The 22,637-nt window shown below is 42.4% G+C and carries 22 protein-coding genes, 1 pseudogene and 1 riboswitch; of the genes and pseudogenes, 3 read left to right on the forward strand and 20 right to left on the reverse strand.

The window, feature by feature from the left end:
- Positions 1 to 58: 58 nt before the first annotated feature.
- The 6 genes from NSQ25_RS18020 to NSQ25_RS18045 all read right to left on the reverse strand — a co-directional run bounded on the left by NSQ25_RS18020 (position 59) and on the right by NSQ25_RS18045 (position 5,811).
- Positions 59 to 793: an energy-coupling factor transporter transmembrane component T gene (locus tag NSQ25_RS18020; RefSeq protein WP_326135934.1), complete on the reverse strand. Its 735-nt coding sequence runs from the start codon at positions 791 to 793 to the stop codon at positions 59 to 61.
- On the reverse strand, positions 783 to 2,381 hold the full coding sequence (locus NSQ25_RS18025) for an energy-coupling factor transporter ATPase (RefSeq protein ID WP_326135935.1): 1,599 nt from the start codon (positions 2,379 to 2,381) through the stop codon (positions 783 to 785). The genes NSQ25_RS18020 and NSQ25_RS18025 overlap by 11 nt, the downstream gene beginning before the upstream one ends.
- Complete coding sequence (locus tag NSQ25_RS18030; RefSeq protein ID WP_061110279.1) at positions 2,356 to 2,955, reverse strand: ECF transporter S component; 600 nt, start codon at positions 2,953 to 2,955, stop codon at positions 2,356 to 2,358. Before NSQ25_RS18030 ends, NSQ25_RS18025 begins: the two co-directional genes overlap by 26 nt.
- Positions 2,952 to 3,638 (reverse strand): thiaminase II, encoded by a 687-nt coding sequence (tenA, locus tag NSQ25_RS18035; protein ID WP_326135936.1) that lies wholly within the window; start codon positions 3,636 to 3,638, stop codon positions 2,952 to 2,954. Before tenA ends, NSQ25_RS18030 begins: the two co-directional genes overlap by 4 nt.
- An 87-nt stretch (positions 3,639 to 3,725) precedes the next feature.
- A riboswitch (TPP riboswitch) is annotated at positions 3,726 to 3,829 on the reverse strand.
- Between the two features lie 56 nt (positions 3,830 to 3,885).
- Positions 3,886 to 5,013 carry a hypothetical protein gene (locus tag NSQ25_RS18040; protein ID WP_326135937.1) on the reverse strand — a complete coding sequence of 376 codons (1,128 nt, stop codon included), beginning with the start codon at positions 5,011 to 5,013 and terminating at the stop codon, positions 3,886 to 3,888.
- A 141-nt stretch (positions 5,014 to 5,154) separates the two neighbouring features.
- Positions 5,155 to 5,811: a type 1 glutamine amidotransferase domain-containing protein gene (locus tag NSQ25_RS18045; RefSeq protein WP_024427546.1), complete on the reverse strand. Its 657-nt coding sequence runs from the start codon at positions 5,809 to 5,811 to the stop codon at positions 5,155 to 5,157.
- A 255-nt stretch (positions 5,812 to 6,066) separates the two neighbouring features.
- On the opposite strand from NSQ25_RS18045, the gene NSQ25_RS18050 reads away from it, so the two are divergent.
- Complete coding sequence (locus NSQ25_RS18050) at positions 6,067 to 6,231, forward strand: hypothetical protein (protein ID WP_003214630.1); 165 nt, start codon at positions 6,067 to 6,069, stop codon at positions 6,229 to 6,231.
- A 34-nt stretch (positions 6,232 to 6,265) separates the two neighbouring features.
- On the opposite strand, the gene NSQ25_RS18055 is transcribed toward NSQ25_RS18050, so the two are convergent.
- From NSQ25_RS18055 to NSQ25_RS18105, 11 genes and pseudogenes are all read right to left on the reverse strand, one after another.
- A complete protein-coding gene (locus NSQ25_RS18055; RefSeq protein ID WP_034281380.1) occupies positions 6,266 to 6,637 on the reverse strand; it encodes a DUF1304 domain-containing protein in 372 nt (123 codons plus the stop codon).
- A gap of 5 nt (positions 6,638 to 6,642) precedes the next feature.
- Positions 6,643 to 6,897 carry an ORF6C domain-containing protein gene (locus tag NSQ25_RS18060; protein ID WP_012011773.1) on the reverse strand — a complete coding sequence of 85 codons (255 nt, stop codon included), beginning with the start codon at positions 6,895 to 6,897 and terminating at the stop codon, positions 6,643 to 6,645.
- 206 nt (positions 6,898 to 7,103) lie between these two features.
- On the reverse strand, positions 7,104 to 9,485 hold the full coding sequence (locus NSQ25_RS18065) for an immune inhibitor A domain-containing protein (RefSeq protein WP_326135938.1): 2,382 nt from the start codon (positions 9,483 to 9,485) through the stop codon (positions 7,104 to 7,106).
- A gap of 189 nt (positions 9,486 to 9,674) precedes the next feature.
- Entirely contained in the window at positions 9,675 to 9,968 is a 294-nt protein-coding gene (locus tag NSQ25_RS18070; protein WP_024423933.1) for a putative quinol monooxygenase, read from the reverse strand.
- A 25-nt stretch (positions 9,969 to 9,993) separates the two neighbouring features.
- Entirely contained in the window at positions 9,994 to 10,632 is a 639-nt protein-coding gene (locus NSQ25_RS18075; protein WP_041118286.1) for a nitroreductase family protein, read from the reverse strand.
- A gap of 13 nt (positions 10,633 to 10,645) precedes the next feature.
- Positions 10,646 to 11,130: pseudogene (locus NSQ25_RS18080) on the reverse strand (MarR family transcriptional regulator).
- 151 nt (positions 11,131 to 11,281) lie between these two features.
- Positions 11,282 to 12,583: a pyrimidine-nucleoside phosphorylase gene (locus NSQ25_RS18085; RefSeq protein WP_211043723.1), complete on the reverse strand. Its 1,302-nt coding sequence runs from the start codon at positions 12,581 to 12,583 to the stop codon at positions 11,282 to 11,284.
- A gap of 25 nt (positions 12,584 to 12,608) precedes the next feature.
- Entirely contained in the window at positions 12,609 to 13,790 is a 1,182-nt protein-coding gene (locus NSQ25_RS18090) for a NupC/NupG family nucleoside CNT transporter (RefSeq protein ID WP_326135939.1), read from the reverse strand.
- A 166-nt stretch (positions 13,791 to 13,956) separates the two neighbouring features.
- Positions 13,957 to 14,628 carry a deoxyribose-phosphate aldolase gene (deoC, locus tag NSQ25_RS18095; protein ID WP_326135940.1) on the reverse strand — a complete coding sequence of 224 codons (672 nt, stop codon included), beginning with the start codon at positions 14,626 to 14,628 and terminating at the stop codon, positions 13,957 to 13,959.
- A gap of 84 nt (positions 14,629 to 14,712) precedes the next feature.
- A complete protein-coding gene (locus NSQ25_RS18100; RefSeq protein WP_326135941.1) occupies positions 14,713 to 15,657 on the reverse strand; it encodes a sugar-binding transcriptional regulator in 945 nt (314 codons plus the stop codon).
- Between the two features lie 59 nt (positions 15,658 to 15,716).
- Entirely contained in the window at positions 15,717 to 16,592 is an 876-nt protein-coding gene (locus tag NSQ25_RS18105; RefSeq protein WP_326135942.1) for an aldose 1-epimerase family protein, read from the reverse strand.
- A gap of 226 nt (positions 16,593 to 16,818) precedes the next feature.
- On the opposite strand from NSQ25_RS18105, the gene NSQ25_RS18110 reads away from it, so the two are divergent.
- Entirely contained in the window at positions 16,819 to 18,642 is a 1,824-nt protein-coding gene (locus NSQ25_RS18110) for an acyltransferase family protein (protein ID WP_326135943.1), read from the forward strand.
- 27 nt (positions 18,643 to 18,669) lie between these two features.
- On the opposite strand, the gene NSQ25_RS18115 is transcribed toward NSQ25_RS18110, so the two are convergent.
- Together NSQ25_RS18115 and NSQ25_RS18120 are read right to left on the reverse strand one after the other, a co-directional pair.
- Positions 18,670 to 19,767 (reverse strand): saccharopine dehydrogenase NADP-binding domain-containing protein, encoded by a 1,098-nt coding sequence (locus tag NSQ25_RS18115; RefSeq protein WP_326135944.1) that lies wholly within the window; start codon positions 19,765 to 19,767, stop codon positions 18,670 to 18,672.
- Between the two features lie 193 nt (positions 19,768 to 19,960).
- A complete protein-coding gene (locus NSQ25_RS18120) occupies positions 19,961 to 20,470 on the reverse strand; it encodes a class I SAM-dependent methyltransferase (protein ID WP_326135945.1) in 510 nt (169 codons plus the stop codon).
- Between the two features lie 129 nt (positions 20,471 to 20,599).
- On the opposite strand from NSQ25_RS18120, the gene NSQ25_RS18125 reads away from it, so the two are divergent.
- Positions 20,600 to 21,607 carry a helix-turn-helix transcriptional regulator gene (locus NSQ25_RS18125; protein ID WP_326135946.1) on the forward strand — a complete coding sequence of 336 codons (1,008 nt, stop codon included), beginning with the start codon at positions 20,600 to 20,602 and terminating at the stop codon, positions 21,605 to 21,607.
- A gap of 35 nt (positions 21,608 to 21,642) precedes the next feature.
- On the opposite strand, the gene yidA is transcribed toward NSQ25_RS18125, so the two are convergent.
- The gene (yidA, locus tag NSQ25_RS18130; protein ID WP_041118302.1) at positions 21,643 to 22,455 is read right to left on the reverse strand and encodes a sugar-phosphatase; all 813 of its coding nucleotides are present in this window, start codon (positions 22,453 to 22,455) and stop codon (positions 21,643 to 21,645) included.
- Positions 22,456 to 22,637 lie beyond the last annotated feature (182 nt).

A 22,637-nucleotide genomic window follows, 5' to 3' on the forward strand; every position in this document is an offset into this window, starting at 1 on the left:
TCAAATGACCTAAGACATATAAAAAGCCCACATTCTATCAAGAGAATGTGGGTGTTTCTTAAACAAAGTAAATGCACATGAAGACACTGATACCGATGAGAAAAAGATACATATAGTCAATCCATGAGGTGCTGATGTTATGATAATACGTTCGCTCTTTCGTCCCTGTGAAGCCCCTGGCTTCCATCGCAATCGCTAAGCGCTCTGATTTTCGTACACCTTGTGTAAAAAGGGGCAAAGCATAACGCATAAAGGCTTTCCAGCTGTTTTTTTGCTTGTAGCCTCTGATTTTATGTGCAGCTTTCATTTGTTTTAATTCACTTTGAAATAACGGAATAAACCGGAAGCCGGCAAGCATGCCATACGCCCATTTTGGGGACATTCGGCATTGGTGAATCAGACTCATCATAAATGCCGTCAAATCTGTTGTGGACGTAAAAAGGAGACCAAATGTCACAAATCCAAGCATTCTAAAAGCGATGGTGAGCCCATTTCTTAAACTCTCCTCTGTGATATGAAACCACGCCCACTTCCAAACGGTATGATCTCCCTTGCCGAAGGCCGCCATCATCCAGAACACGAGAATAAAAAAGAACAGATAAGGGACAAGCCTTGTAACGAGATACTTCATATTCCATCCACCTAAAACAACTCCAATGCCAAGAGCAAACAGCCAAATGATAAAGGTTGTTTTAGGGTCAGAAATCGCCATAAGACAGCACATCGCAAGCAGATGAGCGAGTAATTTCATGACTGGATTCACAGTAGAAAGAAAGGAGTGATTACTTTGCAATCGTCAGCACGTCCTTTCTTTCTGCCACATAGCGATAATGCAAAGGAGCTCTTAGCCGATAAGTATCAACAAGTTCCTGATTTGAAAATAAATCATAAGGGGTGCCATCATACACATGCTTCCCTTGATGAAACAGAAGCACTTGATCGGCACACTCATCGACAAGCTCCATATCATGTGTGACCATCACAATGGTAGTGCCTTGGCGCTGACGCTCTTTTAAACGCCTCATTAATTCCTTCGCCGTTTTTTCATCCTGCCCGAAAGTCGGTTCATCTAACAGCAATACATCTTGATCAAAGAGGAGCATCGTGGCAACACTCAATCTTCTTTTTTGCCCTAAACTTAAGGTGAAGGGATGTGCTTTTGCATGCTTCTCTAAACCGAACTCTTCCAGCAGCTGAACCGTTTTTTCTTGGACGACTGATTCTGGCCAGTTTCGCTGTCTGCCGCCAAAGGCAATTTCATCGAATACTGTGTCTTGTATGAATTGAAGCTCAGGGTTTTGAAACACAAAGCCTGCTTTTTCATATAGTTCTCGGTCTGACCACTTTTTTAGGAGTGTATCTTTTAAGAAAATGTGGCCTTTTTTCGTTGGCTCTAAACGAACCAAATGTTTGAGAAGTGTGCTTTTTCCACTTCCATTTTCCCCAATGATCGCCACCCAATCTCCTGATTTGATATCAAGCTGGAGATCACTCATAATCCTTTTTTTCCCGTAGCTTAATTGAAGATTTTCTGTACGAATCATTGTCTTTCGTTCGATTGATGGCACTTTTTCTCGCTGCTCTTTTCGTGCTTTAAAGGTTTGCATAAAGGTTTGACCCAGTGGATGAAATGGATCTTGAATGATCGTGGACCATTTCTCGGGAAATAATTTGGGCCGCCAAATTCCTGCCTCTTTCATTTCTTCCTCATATGCCGCGAGCACATCATTTGGAGCTCCATCTGCTAAAATGCTGCCTTGATCATCTAATAAAATCACCCGGTCCATCCATTCGATGACACCATCAAGCACATGCTCTACAACAATCATGGTCTGATGCTGATCGGCTGCAAGCTGCTGCAGCAGTTGAAATATGTCCATTCTACCTGCCGGGTCAAGCTGTGCGGTCGGTTCATCAAAGAATAGAACATTCGGCTGTAATGCGAGTAGACAAGCAAGTGCCAATCGCTGCTTCATGCCGCCAGATAAAGTGTGAATCTCTGTATGCGGATCGACATTCAGTTGGACTTTTTGCATGAGCTGCTGAATGATGTCATCCATCTCTTCACGAGGGACGGAACGGTTCTCTAAGCTAAAAGCAATTTCTTCATTGACGCGGTGCATACAAAACTGAGAGTCTGGATCTTGAAACATGACGCCTGTATGTCTTTGCAGCACCACTTCACCCTGCATGTCTGCTTCCACATGCTCTGGAATGATTCCAGCCAGAACCGAAATGAGCGTGGATTTCCCGCTTCCGCTCGGTCCTAAAATAAGCACCTTTTCCCCTTTTTGAATCGTAAGGGAGATTTGATGCAAAACGGGCTTAGGCTGTTCATAAAAACGGACAGAGAGTTCATTGCACGCGAGAAATGAATTCATGCTGTTCACCTTTGTTTCGTTTTTCTTTCATGATGGCATATTGATTCAGTACACCTGTTTTGGATAGTGCGTCCACCACCACTTTCGCAAGGCAGCCGCCAAGTATCATTCCACTAATGATTTGAGTCACAAGCGTCATAAGTAAAACTTGAGGCGTATAATATCCAAAGCCATTTGCCACGAGACTGTAAGACATCGCTCCGATAGCGGCAAAGGCACCAGAGAGCATCAGTGTCCACATGCGATACCGTTTATAACCAAAAAGAGCAAAGGCGATTTCTGCCCCAAGCCCTTGGCATACACCAATCAGCAGAGCTGAAAGTCCAAAGTGGCTTCCTGTCAATAATTCCACAGCAGCGGCGGCTGTTTCCGCAATCAGAGCAGCTCCCGGCTTTTGAATGATATATGCAACGATTGGACTGGCAATGACCCATATTCCAAACATGATGTTGCCTCCTGCTGGGCCAACAAGTGCTGTAATCGGTAAGTATAGCGTGGACCATCCTAAATAGATCACACCGCATGCAACGGATAAAATCACCGCAAGGACGACTTCTTTCATCTTCCATGTCATGATGAATGCACCTCCAGTTGAACTGGCCACTCTTCAACAGTGAAGGCCATTTCCCAAAACTTGTACTCGAGCTGGCAGCTTAAGATAAAATGCTGTTTCATTTTTTCCTTTTCCTTCTCACTTGCTGCTTCCGCCAATTGATCGAGCCGCTTGCAAAGCTCACCTGTGACAGAATCGGTTAATCCTCCATAAAACGTGATCCACTCGTAAAACGGATGTGACGGGTCCGGCTGCACATCTGTAAGCATTCGTTTCCCTATTTCCCAATATGTCCAAGGACATGGAAGCAGGACAGCGATGACTTCACCAAGCGTGCCTTCTTGCGCAACTTGCAGCATGTGATGAATATAGTGATGAGCACTCGGAGCCAAAGAAGCACCTTGGAGCTCATCATATGCTACTCCTGCCACTCGGCAAAGGTTTTGATGAGGGTGCGTCTCACTATCTAGTACAAACGCAATCTGCTGATGAAAAAACGCAATATCCTCTCTGTCTGTACATCTGCTGAGCGCTGCTGCATAAATTTTAATGAATGCTTGTAAGTATTCTGCATCTTGTTTGACGTAATGAATGATTTGTTCCTTTTCCAGCTTTCCTGCTGCCAGGCCTCTGACGAACGGATGCTGATAAATGGCTTCAAATAACGGTTCTGCTTCTTTCCTTAATTGCGTAGAAAATGTCATAAAAAAAGCCTCCTCTTCTTCAGTTGAATAAATGAAAAAGCCACCCCAAATGGAGCGGCCTTCTTATCAATTCAATCATGAATAAGACAAGGTCCAGCTCCACTTCCCTCCGCTAGTACGAACTAGATCAGGTTCAAAGGGTCCAAGATTTTCTCTTGTCTCAGTCATACATGACTCCCCTAGTGGACTTTTGTCATTTAATTATCTTTACTCTACACATGTGGCGATTTGATGTCAACCGCCTTTCTTAATTCAACGTTCTGATTGTTGGCAGCTTCTCGATCCCTGCAGCATAGTAGAAATTCAGCACACTGAAGAAATCAATCGGCTTTCCTGTTTTTAAATCTACAGCTAAAATATGATCACCGTAATTTGTCATATCATCAATATCTAAGCGTCTTGGTGTTGTCTTCCCGAGTGTATCAACAAAGGTATCATGGTAATATTGCCCGCTTGCATATGATGATTGATGGTACATAAACAATGTCTCAACATCTAAGTAAACGAGGATGGCTTCTGAGGAGCTCGCATAAGGAGCTGAGTATGACACAGGAGCCGAAATGTTTTTTACTTTCACACTTGAGATTGAATGAGTTCTTTGTTCGTATTTTCCATCATAAGAGAAATAAAAAACACGCTCCCATTCATAATTTGCTGTCTTTGTTTGCTTATTGTATACTTTTATACCATTTGCAAATACATCACCGTTTGCATACTCAGCTACAAAATATTGCAAGGTGGACGAAAGAGATACAGCCCCCGTGAAATTGGGCGGGTTTTTTGCATTTACTTGTATCGTGTAGGAATCTCCAAATTCTCCGCCGCTTGTAATACCGAATGCATAATCACCTGCTGGTAAGTTGGTCAATCCAAGCAGGCTGCCTGCCGGTTGAATCAAATCTGTCGGGTAGGCTTGTCCTGTTTCATAATCAACAACAAATAATTGAACAAAATAATCAGGGTTTGAAGAGGTAATCCGGCTGATGAGTGCCTGAGGTGAAGATGTGCTTAAAAACCATAAATCAACTGGGTCGTCCTCTGTTAAGACAGCCGATTGATTAATAGCTAGTCCATCAATGGAGCGAACGGCAGACGTGCGCATTTTGCCTTCTTTAGCAGCTTTTCGTTTGATACTGATTCCTTTCTTCTTATTCACTTTAAATGATTTTTTCACTTGCTTCTGTTGAATAGCGGTTCCTTCATCCTGCTTTTCAAACGATTCTTGCACTTGCTGAATCGCTTTTTCCGTCAGTGGTGATATTTTCCCTTCTGATTTCGGTGCTTCTTCTGCTTTTAATGCTGGTGACAACAAACCTGTTGCGACGAGTAAAACAGATAGTAAAGCTGCGGTGATTTTGACATAAAATGCTCTCACAGGAACATCCCCTTTTTCCTCATTTGGGTTTTTTACCCTGTGATTATTTTACCATTATTCTAATTATTGTTTTGGTCTTTTTTGGGACATTTTTATAACAAAAAAACCAGCCGCATGAGTCACGACTGGTTTTTGATCGTTTTATGCAATGGTTTTGACAAACAAGCGTGCTGTTTCTGCACTTGATCCCGGGTTTTGTCCAGTGATGATTTGTCCGTCAACGACAGCAAATGGCGCAAAGGCGTCTCCTTTTTCAAACGCTGCCCCCTGCTCACGAAGTTTTGTTTCCAATAAAAATGGAACCTTTGATGTCAGCTGCACGGCTTCCTCTTCTTCGTTTGTAAAGCCTGTGATTTTTTTGCCTTCGATAAATGATTTGCCATTTTGGTCCTTCACATCAACGAATGCTGAAACGCCATGACAAACGGCTCCGATCGCACCATTTTTATCTGAAACTGCTAAGATCGCATCCGCTACCAGTTGATTAGATGCAAAGTCGATCATAGGGCCGTGCCCTCCAGCAAAGAAAATTCCGTCATAATCAGCGGGATTCACATCTGTAAGCGCCTTTGTGTCTTGAAGTAATTCATATACATCTTGATATTGCGCTGGGACACCTTCAGGAATTGAATTTTTGTCAATTGGTACAGTGCCACCTTGAATAGAGACAATTTGTACTTCTAGTTCATTTTCTTTAAAAATATGAAATGGCTCTGCCAACTCTTCTAGCCATAAGCCTGTTGGATGTCCATTCATTTCTGGGCTGCTTGTCGATACTAATAACACTTTCTTACTCATCTTGATCATCCTTTCGATTTATCCTGTGGTTATTTTATATTTTGCACAATTAAATATCAAGCAATATGACTTCAGGCCAGCTCATTATGTTATACCCGATTTTCTAAAAAATATGGTATGACTCGAAATCTAATCAATATGTCACATTCTATTGGTAGGGAATTTCATGTAAAATTGTCATTGAGTGATATAATATGAGGAAAGATTGACAGATCTCTCGTCACATGAGGGGATTTTTAAAGGAGTGGAAAAGAGATGAAAACCTATTCGATTGTGATGATCATCATCACGCTCTGTATTATATTGGCCGTCTTTTTGATGAACCTAACGGGGGTCATGTACGGAAAAATCATTTTGGCCGTTGCCGTTGCCCTTTGTCTGACATCCATTATTCGTTTGATGGGTCTTCGAAAAAGATAAAAGCCGCCCTCACCAGGGGCGGCTTTATTTAAGATTAGATCGCCAGCATCAGTGCAATGAGTGCAAGCAGTGCTGGTACTCCTTGTTTGATGATAATTGATTTATTGGATGTTACACCACCAAATACTGCTGCGATGATCACACAAAGAATGAAAAACAGCTGAATCATATATCCAACGGTATTCGATCCAAGAATGAGCCCCCAAATGAGTCCTGCAGCTAAAAACCCGTTATAAAGCCCCTGATTGGCAAACATTACTTTGACATTTGGATCTTTTTGCAAGTGTTCTGGCAGCTTAAAAGATCGCTTCGCCATCTTTGATTCCATAAAAAACATTTCTAATAACATGATGACAATGTGTTCTAATGCGACAATTCCTACTAAAATCATTGCTAAAATATTCAATTTAGTTAATTCCTTTCTGATAGACGGTCACGAATCTCTATTTTGTCCGTGTATAAATCAAAGTCTTGTATTAATTCTAGCGCTTCTGTAAAGCGACTTTGTGGAATGTCTTTCATTTTTCTCACGCCGAATTCCTTTTTAATAAAAGCCATGATGGTATTGATATGAAGCTTACCGTGGCCATCATACTCCAAATGGCTGCAAAAAGTCTGCATCGTCCCTCGAATCACCTTTAATTGCTTGGCAGTGACACAACTCATTGGTAACGCTCATCCTTTCCTTTGTTTTAACAGCTAAAAAGAATCATGGTTGAAAGAAAAACCTTCCAGTGTCTATTATATAATGGTTTCATTCGGATATCAAAATAAAAAAGAACAGACATTCGATTTAAAAAACAATCGTGCCCTCACAATCCTTTTCTCACATATCAAAAAGCCGGATTCAATGGTAGAATCCGGCTTTCTATTTAGTTACTTTTCGAAATTAATACCTTTCCAACAGAACGATCCTTACTTTGTCCAACGACTTTAAAGGATAACCCATATGTCGGTACATCGCGTCCTGCATCTGGGTTGTTTGGATTCACATAGTTCTTTTTATCACTAAATGTACGAGCCGGTCGAATGTAGCGATCTTGCAAAGTTAAGCCCGTTGTTGCTGTATAATCTATATTCAGCTTCGTACTTGGATTCAAAGAGAATGCTGCATCATGTACTTGGAACCCTGTGGCGGCAATGGAACCGTCACTCCATTTTAATACTTGCTGATCTGCATCTACTACGCCAAGGAATCCGTTCCCCGGATGTTTTCCTACCCAGTTATCACTGTATGATTGATCGACATACCAAACGACCAACCCGTTATTATAGCTCATCAGACTTGCCCCGCGTTTAATATGCTTTAAGCCTTTATCGACATCAGCATAAGAGCGCCACTCTAGTAAATAGTATTGTGCTGCATATTGTTTTCCATTAGATTTTGAGAATCCATTAAAGGTAAAAGTAGACGTGCCCTCGGCATCATCTGACCATACTTTCGCTCCATCTGCGGTGATGTTCAGATCATCTACGAATAAGCCTGGAAGTGCATAGCCTGCATCAGTTGTGTAACGGAATTGCAGGTCGATTTTCTTCCCTGCATAAGCAGACAGGTCAAAGGCTGCATCTACCCAGCCGTCTGATTTTCCGTCGATGCCATTGCCTTCGTTTGCACCTGCTTCATTTCGATCATTCGTGATGTTACCCGCGATGGTCTTCCATTGATCAGTCCCTGTTTCACGCACTTCGACATACGCATAATCATAATCTTCTTCAATATCGTACCATGCTTTAAATGTCAGCTCTGCTTTGCTTCCTTTTGACAAATCAATACCTGTTGTCGTCATGGTTGCATTCAAATTGTCACCCGTTCCGCTGAAGTACGAATATTTCCCTTGAGCAGGTGTCGTGACGACAATCTCTTTATCTGGTAAATCGACTCGAACGGCATCATGGTTCGTTCCTTTTGTTGCTGCTTCATCAATTAATACTGTTTTGCTTTTCTTTAATGTTTTACCATCGATGGTTTGTCCAGAAAGCCAGTTGCCCCCATGCAGATTTTGAAGCATTTCTTTCGCATATGGGCTAAAGCCTGTTGGTTCCGTACCAGGAACTTTACCTGCCCAGCTTCCGCTTGACATGATCGACCAGTAAGAAACGGGCTCTCCTCTGCCTGTGTACTGTGTATCGTACTCGTCAGGAAGACCAAGATCATGTCCGAATTCATGTGTGAACACACCTGCTGCGCCATCTTCAGGCTCGATGGTGTAATCCAACGCGCCTAATTTCCCGCCTTGACCAACTTCAGATTCAGTATCCGGAATTTCAAATACATCACCAAGTGACCAGCGGTGTGACCAAATCGCATCAGCGCCAAGTTGTCCGCCGCCTGCTTCTTCACCTACGCCGGCGTGAACGACCATCAGATGGTCAATGATGCCGTCTGGCTCGTTATAAACCCCGTCGCCATCAATATCATAGCGATCCCATTGATCATACTCGCTGAGATCAATATTCGGATCTTTTGCTGCAGCTTCGAGTGCTTCTTTCACCAATTCGCGCGGCCTGCCGTCACTGCCTGAATCGTCAGGTACGTTCCCGCCGTAATAAGCTGCTTCATGCTTCGCTGTATACCATCCTGCAACTGTTCCACTAACTGTGTAACTGCCGCCAGACTGCTTTTCATAATATTGCTTCATGGATACTTTCCGTTTCCCATCTGGACCGATGTAGCCATTTTTTCCGAAAAGCATATCTTGATAGTGCTGTTGATCGTACTTGTCATAGTACATATCAGTCTCTTCTTTTTTGATACTATTATGCTTATAATCTTTAAAATCTACTAATAAAACCAATACTTTATCATTGCGGACGTCACCTTTATACTTTTCCTTTTTGACCGGTTTTACTTGATTGCCTTCTTTTCCTTTATGCTTCTTTAATTTTTTCTTTTTGGCAAGTTTGTTATGTACCTCTTGTTTGTATTCTTTCAGGAATTCAGGCTCTTCTGTTAAGGTGCTGGCACTTTGTTTCATTGCCGATTCTTCTTTTTTCTTTAGATAGTTCTTTAATGCTTTTTGGGTATCTGCCTCATTGGCATTCTTTTTGATCTTTCCTTGTTTTTTCAAGGCTTTGATAAGACGGTCTTCATTCACGACACTTGAGTCAAATGGAATACCTGAATAATGACCGCCATCTGAGGATGTTGATTTTTCTGTGGTGTGGGCAGATAGAGGGGTGCTGAAAGCTGTCAATGTGCCTAAACTTAGGACAGCGGTTAGTGCAATTTTCGTCCATTTCCCTTTTTTCATATTGGTTCCTCCCTATTTTGGTAATAAATAATATCTAATTCTAGCATATTCCAATATAGTTAAGTCGAAAAACATTTTATTTTCAGAAATTTTGTGGAAAATGCACAATACGTGAATGAAATGGGTGAAACCATATGTCGAAAATAAAAGAACCCTAGGCGATAACCGCCTAGGGTGTTTGTTGTTTTTCTATGAAAGCTGCTGGCCTTGAAAAGCAACCACGTCAAGTGGAGCGGCTAGGAATTCTTTTGCCTTCGCTACGAAAGCCTGGAAATGAGCACTTGCATTATGGCTCTGAACCGCAGCGTCATCTTTCCACACTTCTACCATTAAAAATGTATTTTCCTTTTCTGTATCCTTGAACAGCTTGTAGGAAACATTGCCTTCTTCAGCCTGTGAAGCTTTCATTAATTCGTTGATTTCTTCTAAAAATACGTTTTCTTTTTCTGGATGAATGGTCATCCCTGCATGAATAATGATCATGTGATCGTCTCCCTTTTTTTAAAAATTATTTCCACTCTGTGATACGGTCGATCGGTAAGCGGTAAGATGCATAGCCTTCGTCAGCTGCTTTCCCAATGGACAGAAGCATGACTGGTACATAACGTTCTTTATCCCATCCAAATGTTTCAGCGATGACTTCTTTATCATATCCGCCAATTGGATTTGTATCATAACCGTGTGCACGTGCAGCAAGCATAAGCTGCATAGACACAAGTCCACCGTCAATTAAGATTGTTTCACGATTCACTTGTTCTGGAAGAGCTTCAAAATGTGCAGTTAATGCAGCAATTTGTCTTTCTTTCACTTCTTGCGGCATGTAGCCATTTTCTACTGCTTTTGAATAAATTTCTTCTAAGTATTCATTGTTTTTCATATCTGCAAAAACTGCAATGACAGCTGCTGATGTTGACACTTGAGTTTGGTTGAATTTTGCAAGTGGTGCAAGCTTTTCTTTTCCTTCTGGGCTGTCAATCACCATGAAGCGCCAAGGTTGTGCATTTACTGATGATGGTGCAGTTGTTGCTTCTTCTAAAATCTCTGTCATTTCTTCTTTGCTGATTTTCACAGATGGATCATAGTTACGAATAGAGCGGCGCCCTTTCATAATTTCCATAAAATCGTTTGTTTTTAATGTTGTAGCCATGTGTAACACTCCTTTAGGTTGTTTGAATCTTTTCGATGTTTTGTTGTATACGGATGAGCACATCAGTGAGAAGCCTTCGTTCTTCTTCACTTACGTTTTCAAGCATTTCTGAGATAAATCGTTCTTTTTCTATTTTAGAAGCTTCGATTCTCGTTCTGCCTTCCTCTGTTAAGCGGACAAGTGTGACTCGATTATCTTCTGGTTTTCTTCTGCGTGTGACCATTCCTTTTGTTTCCAGCTGTTTTAAATGACGCGTCACAGCTGCACTATCAATATTTACTTTTTTCTGCAAATCTGATTGGCTGATTTCATCGGCTTGGAATAACAGCGATAGCAACTCAAGTCTTGATTGGCTGATGCCCGTACATGCTTCGAACTTCACGCCCATCATACGGTTCACGCACTGCAAACGATATAATACCTCTGCCTCTTCAGAGCAAAATGCAGTCAATGCCATCCCCTCTTTTCTATTCAGAAATCAATTACTTGATATATCAATCATTGACTCGTCAATTAATATACACCCATTGTTTGATGATTGCAAGAGGTTTGTTTCATAAAGTGAATTTTTTTATTTCAATAGAAAAAGACGAGCCTAAAATGACCATAAAAAAAGACAAAAGCGACGAATCGCTTTTGTCCTTTTTCTTTATTCAGTAATGACCGTGTGGATCAATGTTGGTGCATCGGCATGATCAGCAATGCGGATGTTGTCATAAATTTTCTCCATGACATTTGCAACATCTTCACGATTCGCATGCAGAGTCACAAGTGAATCTCCTTTTTCAACACGATCTCCCACTTTTTTGTTCAGCATGATGCCGACAGATAGGTCGATATCGTCCTCTTTTGTTGCGCGTCCTGCTCCAAGGATCATCGCTGCAACACCAATTTCATCCGCGACGATTTCAGCTACGACACCTGATTCTTTGGCAGGTACTTCAATTTTGTAAGGTGCTTGCGGCAGTTTTTCTGGTTGATCTACAATCGAGCCGTCTCCACCTTGGTTTTCTAAGAATTCCTTGAATTTCTCAAGTGCTTTACCGTTTTTCATGACTTCAATTAGCTTTTCTCTTGCTTCATCAAGCGTTTCTGCTTTTTTCGCAAGAACGACCATTTGACTTCCTAATGTGAGCACAAGCTCGTTTAAGTCTTCAGGACCTTCGCCTCGGAGTGTGTCAATCGCTTCTTTCACTTCAAGGGAATTCCCAATCGCTAATCCTAGCGGCTGAGACATATCAGAGATGACCGCCATTGTTTGTCTGCCTACGTTGTTACCGATGCGAACCATGGCTTTTGCAAGCTTTTCTGAGTCTTCTGGTGTTTTCATGAAAGCACCTGCGCCTGTTTTCACATCAAGTACAATCGCATCTGCACCAGCAGCGATTTTCTTACTCATAATGGAGCTTGCAATAAGCGGAATTGAGTTAACAGTTCCTGTCACATCACGAAGAGCATACAGCTTTTTATCAGCTGGTGTCAGGTTGCCTGATTGCCCAATGACCGCTACTTTATGACGGTTCACGAGCTCGATGAATTCGTCTTTTGTAATTTCTACGTGGAAGCCTTTCACCGCTTCAAGCTTGTCCACTGTACCGCCTGTATGCCCAAGGCCGCGCCCAGACATTTTCGCAACAGGTACATCTAGTGCTGCAACAAGAGGGGCGAGTACAAGCGTTGTTGTATCGCCTACTCCGCCTGTTGAGTGCTTGTCTACTTTAATACCGTCAATGGCAGACAGGTCAATTGTATCTCCTGAGTTCGCCATAGCGAGTGTTAAGTCTGCACGTTCTTGATCCGTCATATCTTGGAAGAAAATTGCCATAGCCAAGGCACTTGCTTGGTAGTCAGGAATTGTTCCATCCGTATAACCTTTGACAAAGAAAGAAATTTCCTCTGAAGATAATTCTTTTCCGTCACGTTTTTTCGCAATGATATCTACCATTCTCATTGTTTTCACCATTCCTTTTTTTAAATTAGAAAATTAAACCGACTACACCTGCTGTTAAGAAGCTGACAAGAGTTGCACCGAATAACAGCTTTAATCCAAATCGTGCGACGACGTTCCCTTGCTTTTCGTTTAAGCCTTTGACTGCTCCAGCAATGATACCGATAGAAGAGAAGTTCGCAAATGATACAAGGAATACAGAAATGATCGCTTCTGTACGAGCAGTGAAATGGAAAGCATCACCGGATAGAATTTGCATTGCCACAAATTCGTTAGATACCATTTTGGTAGCCATAATGCTTCCTGCTTGTACCGCTTCGCTCCAAGGTACACCAACAAGGAACGCAAATGGAGCAAAGACATATCCAAGTACATCTTGGAAAGAAACACCAATGACTGCTGTAAAGATACCGTTAATCATCGCAATTAATGCAACGAATCCAATCAACATTGCAGCAACAACAATCGCTACTTTGAAACCATCCATAATGTATTCGCCAAGCATTTCGAAGAAGGATTGTCTTTCTTCCTCGACGACTTCAAGCATGTCTTCGTCCTTAGACACTTCATATGGATTGATGATCGATGCGATAATAAATCCACCAAATAGGTTCAGCACAAGTGCTGTAACCACGTACTCTGGTTTAATCATTTGCATGTATGCACCAACAATCGACATCGATACCGTCGACATTGCAGATGCACATAATGTATAAAGACGCTGCTGAGGTAATAATCCAAGCTGTTTCTTAATAGAAATAAAGACTTCTGATTGACCTAAAATCGCAGACGCTACTGCGTTGTAAGATTCTAGTTTCCCCATACCGTTTACTTTACTAAGCAAATATCCGATTCCGCGTACGATAAGCGGAAGAATACGCCAATGCTGCAGGATACCGATTAACGCCGAGATAAAGACGATCGGCAGTAAAACATTGATGAAGAAAGTGGACGCATTATCATTCATTAACCCGCCAAATACGAAGTTGATTCCTTCACCGGCATAGCCTAGAAGCATTTGGAATCCTTTTGCAAAACCTCCGACTAGGAAGTTTCCAACACCTGTATTGAGCAGAATATAACCTAAAATAAATTGCAGTACAATCATGACAATTACTGGACGGAATTTCACTCGTTTTTTCCCATTACTAGCCAGCCATGCAATGGCGAGAATCACTAGCAAACCGATGATACCAATCACGTATTTCATGTTTTTCCTCCTTGAATGAATTCGTTTACATTAATGTGCTTGTATGGAACAAACCCTATTTCGTAAACAAAATGCGGAAGAAATTCCCAGAAGTGAGATCCTTCCGCATATGACTTTTTCATCATTTATGAGTCATGAATGTTATCCTACCATAGGATCGTATGAATTAATAGTCTTTCGAAGGAGCTGATTGATCCCCTTTGATAATGGAAACGCCTGCACTAGCGCCAATACGGGTAGCACCTGCAGCTGTCATTGCCTCAACGTCTTCTTTTGTTCTCACGCCGCCTGATGCTTTCACACCGATGTCAGGTCCTACTGTTTTACGCATTAATGCGATGTCCTCAGCAGTCGCACCGCCTGTACTAAATCCAGTTGATGTTTTCACAAAATCAGCGCCCGCTTTCACTGAAAGCTCACAAGCTTTGACTTTCTCTTCATCAGTAAGTAAACATGTTTCAATAATGACTTTCACTAATGCTTTGCCTTTTGCTGCGTCTACAACTGCACGAATATCTTGTTCAACCACATCATATTCGCCGTCTTTCAATGCCGCAACATTGATGACCATGTCCACTTCTGTGGCACCGTTTTCAATGGCATCCTTTGTTTCGAATGCTTTTACCACTGTTGTGTTTGCGCCTAACGGGAAACCGATGACTGTACATACATCTACACCTGTTCCTGCTAGTTCTTTCGACGCTAGAGATACCCAAGTTGGGTTTACGCAAACAGATGCAAATTGATGAGTCTTTGCTTCTTCAAGTAACTGCATAATTGCAGCTCTAGTTGTATCTGGTTTTAGTGCTGTATGATCAATGAGCTTTGCTATCGTCATGCTTCACACTTCCTTTTAATTATGATACTTTCATCATATATGACGAGTGAACAATTGTAAACATAGTTATGAAATTTTGTTCATCTATTTTGTGACATTTAAAAGAGCCCTCGCTGTGTGCTGATCGATGATCAATACATTCGCATATTTTCCTCTTAGTGCGCCGTGTATAGAAGCCACCTTTCGATGACCGCCAGCGACAAGAATGGATCGTTCTTTTGTCCTTAAATCATCTAGCTCCACGCCAATTGTGCGATTGTTAATGGCTTCACTGCAAATGCGTCCATCTTGATCATAAAAACGCGAGCAAATGTCTCCAACACTGGATTCCTTGAGGAGCGCTTTTTCTTCTTCACGGAAATAACCTAGTCTAAACAAAAGTGCTTCATCTCTTACCGTTCCAACAGTAAACACAGCGATATTCGCCTGCTTGCCCATTTCAATAATTCGCTGAATATGTCTGTCCTGCTCAACCATCTCCTTGACGGCAGCACTATCAAATACAACAGGAAGCGGCAAATAGCGCGGTGCTGTTTGAAAGGCCTCAGCAAACAGCTGGATGGTTTCCGCAGAATATGTATTCACATGAGAATGGCTGATTCCACCCTTGAGCTGGACAACCTCTACACCTTTTACCTGTTTAGGTTGCATCTTTTGTGCAATTTGATACATAGTCGTTCCCCAGCTCACGCCAACGATATCACCGTCTTTCACCGTTTCTTGCAAGTAATCTGCACCAAATCGGCTCAAATAATCGGTGATGGTTGGATAGTCGTCCTTCGGCGAAAACACCACATGAGCTTCGAGCAGGTCATATTTTTCCTTGAGCAATGAAGAAAGCTCATTTAAATCCTCAAACGGATCCATCACCGCAATCTGGACGTACCCCTTCTCTTTCGCATATTGAAGCAGCCGAGATACAGTCGGTCTCGACAGGTCGAGCTGTTTGGCAATTTCCTGCTGGCTGTAATCAGACAAATAGTAAAGCCTTGCCGCTTCAATACTCAGCTGTTGTTTCTCTCGATCCATTCATACGCCCCCTTTTTCTTCTATCATAACAAATTGTTCACCTCATCATGCACAAATGTTCATTTGAAGAAAATCGTATAAGCGGCATGAAAGGTCTCATTTTTTTCTAATGTTTGAATCCCAAACTTCTCCCTATACTGTCCATTCGTCCCTTCCATATCGGCGATGCCATACCACGGCTCAATACAAACAAAAGGAGCCATCGTTCCTTTTTCTTGATCATAAGGCGACCAAATGCCAACGAAAGGAAAGCCTGTGAGATCGACCTCAACTCCGTGACCTGCACCTGAAGTCAATGACACTCGATTGATATGGCTAAAGATCATCGCATCAAGCTGAAAAAGCTCCGGCCGAAGCTGGATCGACTCAAGCTCAATACCTTTTTCTTTCTCTCTGACAAGTGAACTCCGCAGTTCATATTGCACAGGGAGATGCTCAGTGGAAGGTGTCAATGTGAGTGAATAATCTGCTGTTTGCTCGCCTTCAACAAGAGGAATGCGAAATGCTGGGTGCCCTCCAATGGAGAAATACATCGTATCCTCTCCGTCATGATCAATTTCCCAGGAAATCTTCAGTCCATTTTCCAATAGTTCATAACGAATTCGCGCTGTAAATTCATACGGGTATTGCTTCACATGCCGGCCTCTTGATTCATATTGAAAGGTCACCGTATGCTTCGTTTCTTCATATAAATCAAAATTGACATCACGTAAAAAACCATGCTGCGTGAGCTCAAAGGTTTGATCGTCAATCTTGTATTGGTCATTCATTAATCGCCCAACAATCGGAAATAAGACAGGCGACACCCTGCCCCAATAAGCTGGATCACCAGACCACATATAGTGACGCCCGCTTTCCTTGTCAAGCACCTCCCTGACTTCCGCTCCTTTTTCATGAATCTGAATCAATAACTGATCATTTTCGATCGTTTTCATTCAATACATCCCCTTTCCTTCTACTTTTATTATGACAGGGATTTTGGTTTTGAGTATCAAATTCGACATCTCTTAACCCATCAATTAAAAAAATTTTAAAAAAGACAGAAATTCGCCAACAAAATGTAATGCTGATTCGTCTAATCTTATATAAAATAAAAGAATCGTTGCTCTTTTGAATGAACAACAAAAAGAAGCGTTTGACATTGATGGGGGATTCATTTTCATGAACAGCAAGGAAAATCGTTTTCGTTATATTTTAGGATTAGATGGACTAAGAGCCGTTGCTGTATTGGCAGTCATTGCTTATCACTTACATATCGGACCCGCAAGCGGCGGGTTTCTTGGCGTTGATTTATTTTTTGTCATTTCTGGTTACTTGATTACAACGATCTTGTTACATAAGCAGGATTTAGGCTATCAAGAGCTTTTGCCTTTTTGGATGGGACGGATCAGGAGGCTTCTTCCAGCCGCTTACATCATGATTTTTATCACCGTCAGCTGGTGCGCGATTGCTGGATCAAATGCATTATTGTCAATTCGTGGCGATGCCATATCGTCCTTTTTTTATGTCAGTAACTGGTGGTACATTTTTCACCAGCTTTCATATTTTGATAGCTTCAATGCCCTATCTCCACTGAAAAATTTGTGGTCTCTGGCAATAGAAGAGCAATTTTATATCATTTGGCCGGTACTGTTGATTGCAGGGCTGAAATGGGTAAAAAACAGATCCCATCTTCCTATGATCACCTTTGGACTTGCACTTGTCTCTGCCTTATGGATGGCGATTCTTTATTCACCAGATACCGATCCAAGCAGGGTTTATTATGGAACAGATACTCGTGCATTTGCGCTCCTGATTGGATGCAGCCTGGCATTTGTGTGGCCTATGCAAAGACTATCCAGCAAAAGATTACTTCCTGTTGGCAGACGTATTTTACATATTGCCGGTTTCGGTTCGTTTGCGATTTTCCTTTTTTGTGTTTATGCAGTGGACGATTTCGATGCCTTTCTCTATCAGGGCGGCATGCTTTTATTCTGTCTGAATGCGGCCATCTTAATTGGGTGCGTCTGCCACCCTGCAAGTCTTATAGGGAAATGGCTGTCCTTTCAGCCGCTCGTCTGGCTTGGTAAGCGGTCTTATGGTATTTATCTGTGGCATTATCCCATTATCGTACTGACCACACCGGTCATTGAAATTGGACAGCCTTCCATAGCGCGTGTCACATTGCAGCTCATCGCTATTTTACTAGTTGCTGAGGCTTCCTATCGCTTCATCGAACAGCCGATCCGCCAGCATGGCTTCAGACAATATTTTTCCTCTTGGTCTATTTGGAAAAAAGGAATCAAACAGTGGTCTACATCTAATAAGATGTTCCTTGGGATCACCGCAGCTCTTTTGATCTTATTTATCATTGGCATGTCTAACTCGTCCACTTCCTCCCCACATGTGAAGGAAGTGACGCAAATTAAGACAGCACCGAAAAAAACAGCCGAACCACCGGAATCAAAAGCGAAGAAAAAGAAAGAAAAGCACGAGAAAAAAGCAGCTGATCAAAAACAATTTCACCAAGTTCTTGCCATTGGTGATTCTGTCATGTTAGACATTGCGCCGAATCTAGAAAAAGCATATAAACAAATCACCATCGATGGGAAAGTTGGCAGACAAATGAACGAAGCCGTCAGCATTGCCCCTCAATACAAATCATTTAATCAATCTGATGCCGCTGTTATCATTGAACTCGGCACAAATGGTTATTTTACTGAGGACACGCTGAAAGCATTCATTCAAAACTTTTCTAAGGCACATATTTTCCTAGTGAATACGAGGGTTCCAAGGTCATGGGAAAATGATGTGAATGCGGTCATTCAGCGAGTGGCTGATCAAGATCAAAATGTCACCTTGGTCGATTGGCATTCAGCCGCTACTGGACAGCCATCCTATTTTCAGTCCGATGGTGTCCATCTTTCAAAAAAAGGTTCTGACACACTGACACAGCTCATCACAGCAAGCATTAAGAAAAAAGGGGATGTGTCAACGTCATCATAAAAAGACTAGCAGAATGCTAGTCTTTTTTTATGCCGTCAAAAGGCTGGCCCTTATCGCTAATGTCTGCTCTTCCCTTGTTTTTTGATCCACCAAAGCAAAATGCCCGTTCTCATATGCTAGTGAAAATAATTCTTCAATATGAAAAATCCCTGGCTGAAACCGCTTGTTCAATAAATGCAGGGCCGCAGCACAGGCGACTTGAGCTGTTGCTTGAGACTCGTCGTGTCCTTTTATTCCAAGTGCTGCATGATGAACCTTTTTCCCATCCGTCCCTGCCGCTTCCACTTTGACCGCATATTGATCTGTTCCCACTTGAGAAGATTGAATCATTGAAATGGCTCGATCCTTCATTTTCGGTAATGTAAGGAACGACGTCAGTCCAAGGCTCCTTGTGAAGGCCAATGCACCCGTCGCTAGACGTGAATCAAAACAAAGCCTTGTCGTCACAGATGGCACATGAATTGTGGAAGGCAATGTCTGTTGATCAGAGAAGGGGAATCGATAGGCATACCGCTTTCCAAGCTGTCCACCAAAGTTGACCGGTCTGCCTCCAGTAAAGCTTTTCACTCTTTTCTGCTGATCATGTTCAGTGAGTTCATATTCAGTATGGACATGATCAATCGTCCATTCAATCGCGGCTTTTCCATGCTGATCCCCCAATCCAAGCATAATCCCAATATCTATTTGATCCACTGATGAAAGCATAGAAGCCGCTTTCGCAGCTAATAAATTTGTAAGACCGGGCGCGAGGCCTACACTGAGCAAAGCCGTTGCACTGATTTGCTGCTGATCCAGCTGTGCCATTTGCTCCATATACGCCCCTTTTGCAGAAATATCGATATAATCAATGCCTGCCCGCAGAACGGTTTCAGCAAATGACGTGTCTTCTTGATCGAGACACATGATCACCAGCTTTGTTTCATTCATCCAGTCAGAATCTAATGGCTTTCTAACATCTAGTTTGTAAGGACGGACTCTGCCTTTGGTCTGCTGTGAAAATTGTTCAGCCTTCTCATAGCTTCTCCCCGCCGCAACAATTTGCCCTTTATACACTTCACTTAACTGAAGACATATTTGCTGTCCGACATGTCCATAGCCGCCAATTACCATTACCTGTGATCTCATCTCTCATCCGCCTTTCTACGACCTCGCTTGCAAACAAGCCCTTTGATCATTCCTGCCTGAAAATAAGGTCTGATGTCTCGAAACCCCGCCTCAATTAAATGTCCCCTCATTTCCTCCTCAGGCACAGGATATGTTGCACGTCCCAGTCTGTCATGAAAGGACGAAAACACTTCTTTTCCTAGACCTTGCCGCTTCATGAAAAGAGCAGCATATGAAGCTCTTGCTGAAATGCGCTGGAATTCATCTCTCCTTGTATAAATGCTAGTACAAACGGGGCCCCTGGTTGAAGCCTTTGTGCAATCTCCTGTAAAAATGGCAGCCGATTTTCTACAAAATGAATCACGAGCAGGCTCACTGCGGCATCGTAAACAGCTTCAGCAGACACCTTGTTTAATGCGGTCTCATACCATGTGACACGCGTCTCCATATGGAGCTTTGAAACCCGCTGTTTCGCCATATCCAGCATAGATGCAGAGGGATCGACTCCTGTGATGAGCCAGTCTTCTTTTCTCTGAAGCATGTTGATGATCTCTTCGCCCCCACCCGCTCCGACAGTTAGAATACGAGAGGCCGCTCCCTTTATTTCAGTTTCTAATACATCTACTGATAACTCATGCAAAAGGTGATAGCCGGGTACTTTATGTGAAATCGTTGCTGCGTATGATTCAGCAACAGGGTCGTGCCAATGCTGGTTTCCTTTCATATGATTCTCCTCCAGTTCCTTTCCGCTTTCCATCGTTTCCTGTACACTAACGATATGACATCTTTATTGTAAAAAGAGGCACCAGAAAAAACGATCCCTAAAAGTGGGGGTTTTTGAGGAGGAGATCATGTGGTCAATCCAGCCACTCATTTTCAGCAGCTAAGGCAGCACATTCGGGACGAGCTTGCTGCTGTCATTGATTTTGATGCCGCCTGTATCACAACCATCGATCCAGCCACTCTCCTCTCGACAGGTTCCTACACTGATGAACCGATTGAAGAAATTCATGACCAGCTCTTTCAAAATGAATTTTTAAAAAAGGACGTGCATCAGCATGAGTTTCTAGCCAAAGGCCCTATTCATGCTGCGAGTCTCGTCCAAAGCGGAGAATATCTGAGCAGCGAGCGCTATCTGCATATTTTGATACCTAACGGTTGGTCTGATGAATTGCGGGCAGCCCTTGTGATCCAAGGAGAATGCTGGGGTATCGCCAGCCTTTATCGTCAACAGGGCAAGGAACCTTTTCAGAAGCGAGATATACAAGCAGTCATCGATCTAACACCGTCACTTGCAGCCAAGCTGAGAGATGAGATTTTCAAAAAAAGGGACACTGAAAATGATGATGCGGCGGAGCAGCAAGGATTTCTCATTCTTACAACTCATTACAAGCTTCTTTATGGAAATGAGACAGGGCTCCATTGGCTTCATACATTTCAAGTCTTTGAGCAAATCCATGACCAAGCCGTCATGCCCCGGCCGTTAAGAGCATTAGGCGCTAAACTTTTATACGGCGGTACCGATCAAACAGCAGCAAGCATCACAAGAATGCCTATGGGGGTCTTTCTTTCCCTTCAAGCCTTTCGATTGGCGCAGGCTGACAGGCAGGAGAAGGCTGTCATGATTCACATCAAACGAGCCCAAACAAATGATATTCTTCCTTATGCAGCGAAAACGTACAGGCTGACAGAAAGAGAGATGAACGTCCTCGACTGCTTATTAAAGGGCCAGTCGACAAAGGAAATTGCGAGTACGTTATATATTTCACCCCATACCGTTCATGATCATGTGAAAGCGATGCTGCAAAAGACGAATTTAAGCAGCAGACGTATGCTTGTTTACTTTTTCTCCAATATATAAAAAAGCGGCTACCGCACTGGCAGACCGCTCTTTTCTTATTTTCCTAAAACCAGCTCATGCAGGACATGTGCTACTCCGGCTTCATTATTAGATTTTGTTACAACATCTGCTACGGCTTTGACATCATCAATGGCATTTCCCATAGCGACGCCGCAGCCCGCAAACTCTAGCATTGAGACGTCGTTCCCGTTATCACCAATAGCCATGACTTCTTCACGAGGAATTCCCAGCTCCTTCGCTAGAAGCTTCACGGCATTTCCCTTACTCACATCAGGATGCAGGATTTCAAGGAAGAAATCTGTACTTTTCACCATCATATACTTTTCCTTCACTTCAGATGGGATGGCTTGTATCGTTTTTTCCAAACGTTCTGGCTGATCAATATACATCATCTTCGGAAGCCTCATAGATGAATCTGCCTCTTCGACAGGTAAATACTTAAGCGGCAGTTTTGTTAAATAGGATTCAAGAACTGTGTATTCACTAATATCGCGATTCGGTGTGTATAAATTGGCTGAATCGAAATAATGCATCGGTGTATCCAGCTGACGGCTCAATTCATATAAAGAAGCTAAGTCATCATAGGATAATGTCAGCTCTGACACCACTTCATTTGTATGGCTGTTTTGAACAAGTGCTCCATTATACGCGATCACATAATCTCCCTCTTGATTAAGCTGAAGATCAGCTAAATAGCGATTTACTCCGCCAATCGGCCGGCCTGTACATAAGACAATTTTAATTCCTTCTGCCTTAGCCTGTTGAATGGCTTCAAACACTTCATCCGGTACCATATGTTGATCATTTAATAACGTACCATCCATATCAATTGCGACTAATTTATACATTCACTGGTCCCCTTTTCTCAGCAAAAACGTGCTGTCACTATTTTGAGCCACCATTACGATGATGACAGGTTATTTCATTACTATTTACCTATTTTAGCCTATCGTTTTTTCTTCACGCTGTCTACTTGTTCATATCTGTAACAAATATCACATGAGTCTACTCTATTATAACGCATTCTATT

The organism is Bacillus sp. FSL R5-0512 (genome assembly GCF_038593295.1).
Lineage (GTDB): Bacteria > Bacillota > Bacilli > Bacillales > Bacillaceae > Bacillus > Bacillus safensis.

Excerpts from the sequence above, each read along its gene's own strand:
- NSQ25_RS18100 (WP_326135941.1), bottom strand. The coding sequence starts at position 15,657 with ATGGATCGAGAGAAACAACAGCTGAGTATTGAAGCGGCAAGGCTTTAC.
- NSQ25_RS18045 (WP_024427546.1), bottom strand. The coding sequence starts at position 5,811 with ATGAGTAAGAAAGTGTTATTAGTATCGACAAGCAGCCCAGAAATGAAT.
- NSQ25_RS18090 (WP_326135939.1), bottom strand. The coding sequence starts at position 13,790 with ATGAAATACGTGATTGGTATCATCGGTTTGCTAGTGATTCTCGCCATT.
- NSQ25_RS18075 (WP_041118286.1), bottom strand. The coding sequence starts at position 10,632 with ATGGCTACAACATTAAAAACAAACGATTTTATGGAAATTATGAAAGGG.
- NSQ25_RS18050 (WP_003214630.1), top strand. The coding sequence starts at position 6,067 with ATGAAAACCTATTCGATTGTGATGATCATCATCACGCTCTGTATTATA.
- NSQ25_RS18025 (WP_326135935.1), bottom strand. The coding sequence starts at position 2,381 with ATGAATTCATTTCTCGCGTGCAATGAACTCTCTGTCCGTTTTTATGAA.
- NSQ25_RS18085 (WP_211043723.1), bottom strand. The coding sequence starts at position 12,583 with ATGAGAATGGTAGATATCATTGCGAAAAAACGTGACGGAAAAGAATTA.
- NSQ25_RS18065 (WP_326135938.1), bottom strand. The coding sequence starts at position 9,485 with ATGAAAAAAGGGAAATGGACGAAAATTGCACTAACCGCTGTCCTAAGT.
- NSQ25_RS18060 (WP_012011773.1), bottom strand. The coding sequence starts at position 6,897 with ATGAGTTGTGTCACTGCCAAGCAATTAAAGGTGATTCGAGGGACGATG.
- NSQ25_RS18030 (WP_061110279.1), bottom strand. The coding sequence starts at position 2,955 with ATGACATGGAAGATGAAAGAAGTCGTCCTTGCGGTGATTTTATCCGTT.
- tenA (WP_326135936.1), bottom strand. The coding sequence starts at position 3,638 with ATGACATTTTCTACGCAATTAAGGAAAGAAGCAGAACCGTTATTTGAA.
- NSQ25_RS18070 (WP_024423933.1), bottom strand. The coding sequence starts at position 9,968 with ATGATCATTATTCATGCAGGGATGACCATTCATCCAGAAAAAGAAAAC.
- NSQ25_RS18120 (WP_326135945.1), bottom strand. The coding sequence starts at position 20,470 with ATGAAAGGAAACCAGCATTGGCACGACCCTGTTGCTGAATCATACGCA.
- deoC (WP_326135940.1), bottom strand. The coding sequence starts at position 14,628 with ATGACGATAGCAAAGCTCATTGATCATACAGCACTAAAACCAGATACA.
- yidA (WP_041118302.1), bottom strand. The coding sequence starts at position 22,455 with ATGTATAAATTAGTCGCAATTGATATGGATGGTACGTTATTAAATGAT.
- NSQ25_RS18105 (WP_326135942.1), bottom strand. The coding sequence starts at position 16,592 with ATGAAAACGATCGAAAATGATCAGTTATTGATTCAGATTCATGAAAAA.
- NSQ25_RS18110 (WP_326135943.1), top strand. The coding sequence starts at position 16,819 with ATGAACAGCAAGGAAAATCGTTTTCGTTATATTTTAGGATTAGATGGA.
- NSQ25_RS18115 (WP_326135944.1), bottom strand. The coding sequence starts at position 19,767 with ATGAGATCACAGGTAATGGTAATTGGCGGCTATGGACATGTCGGACAG.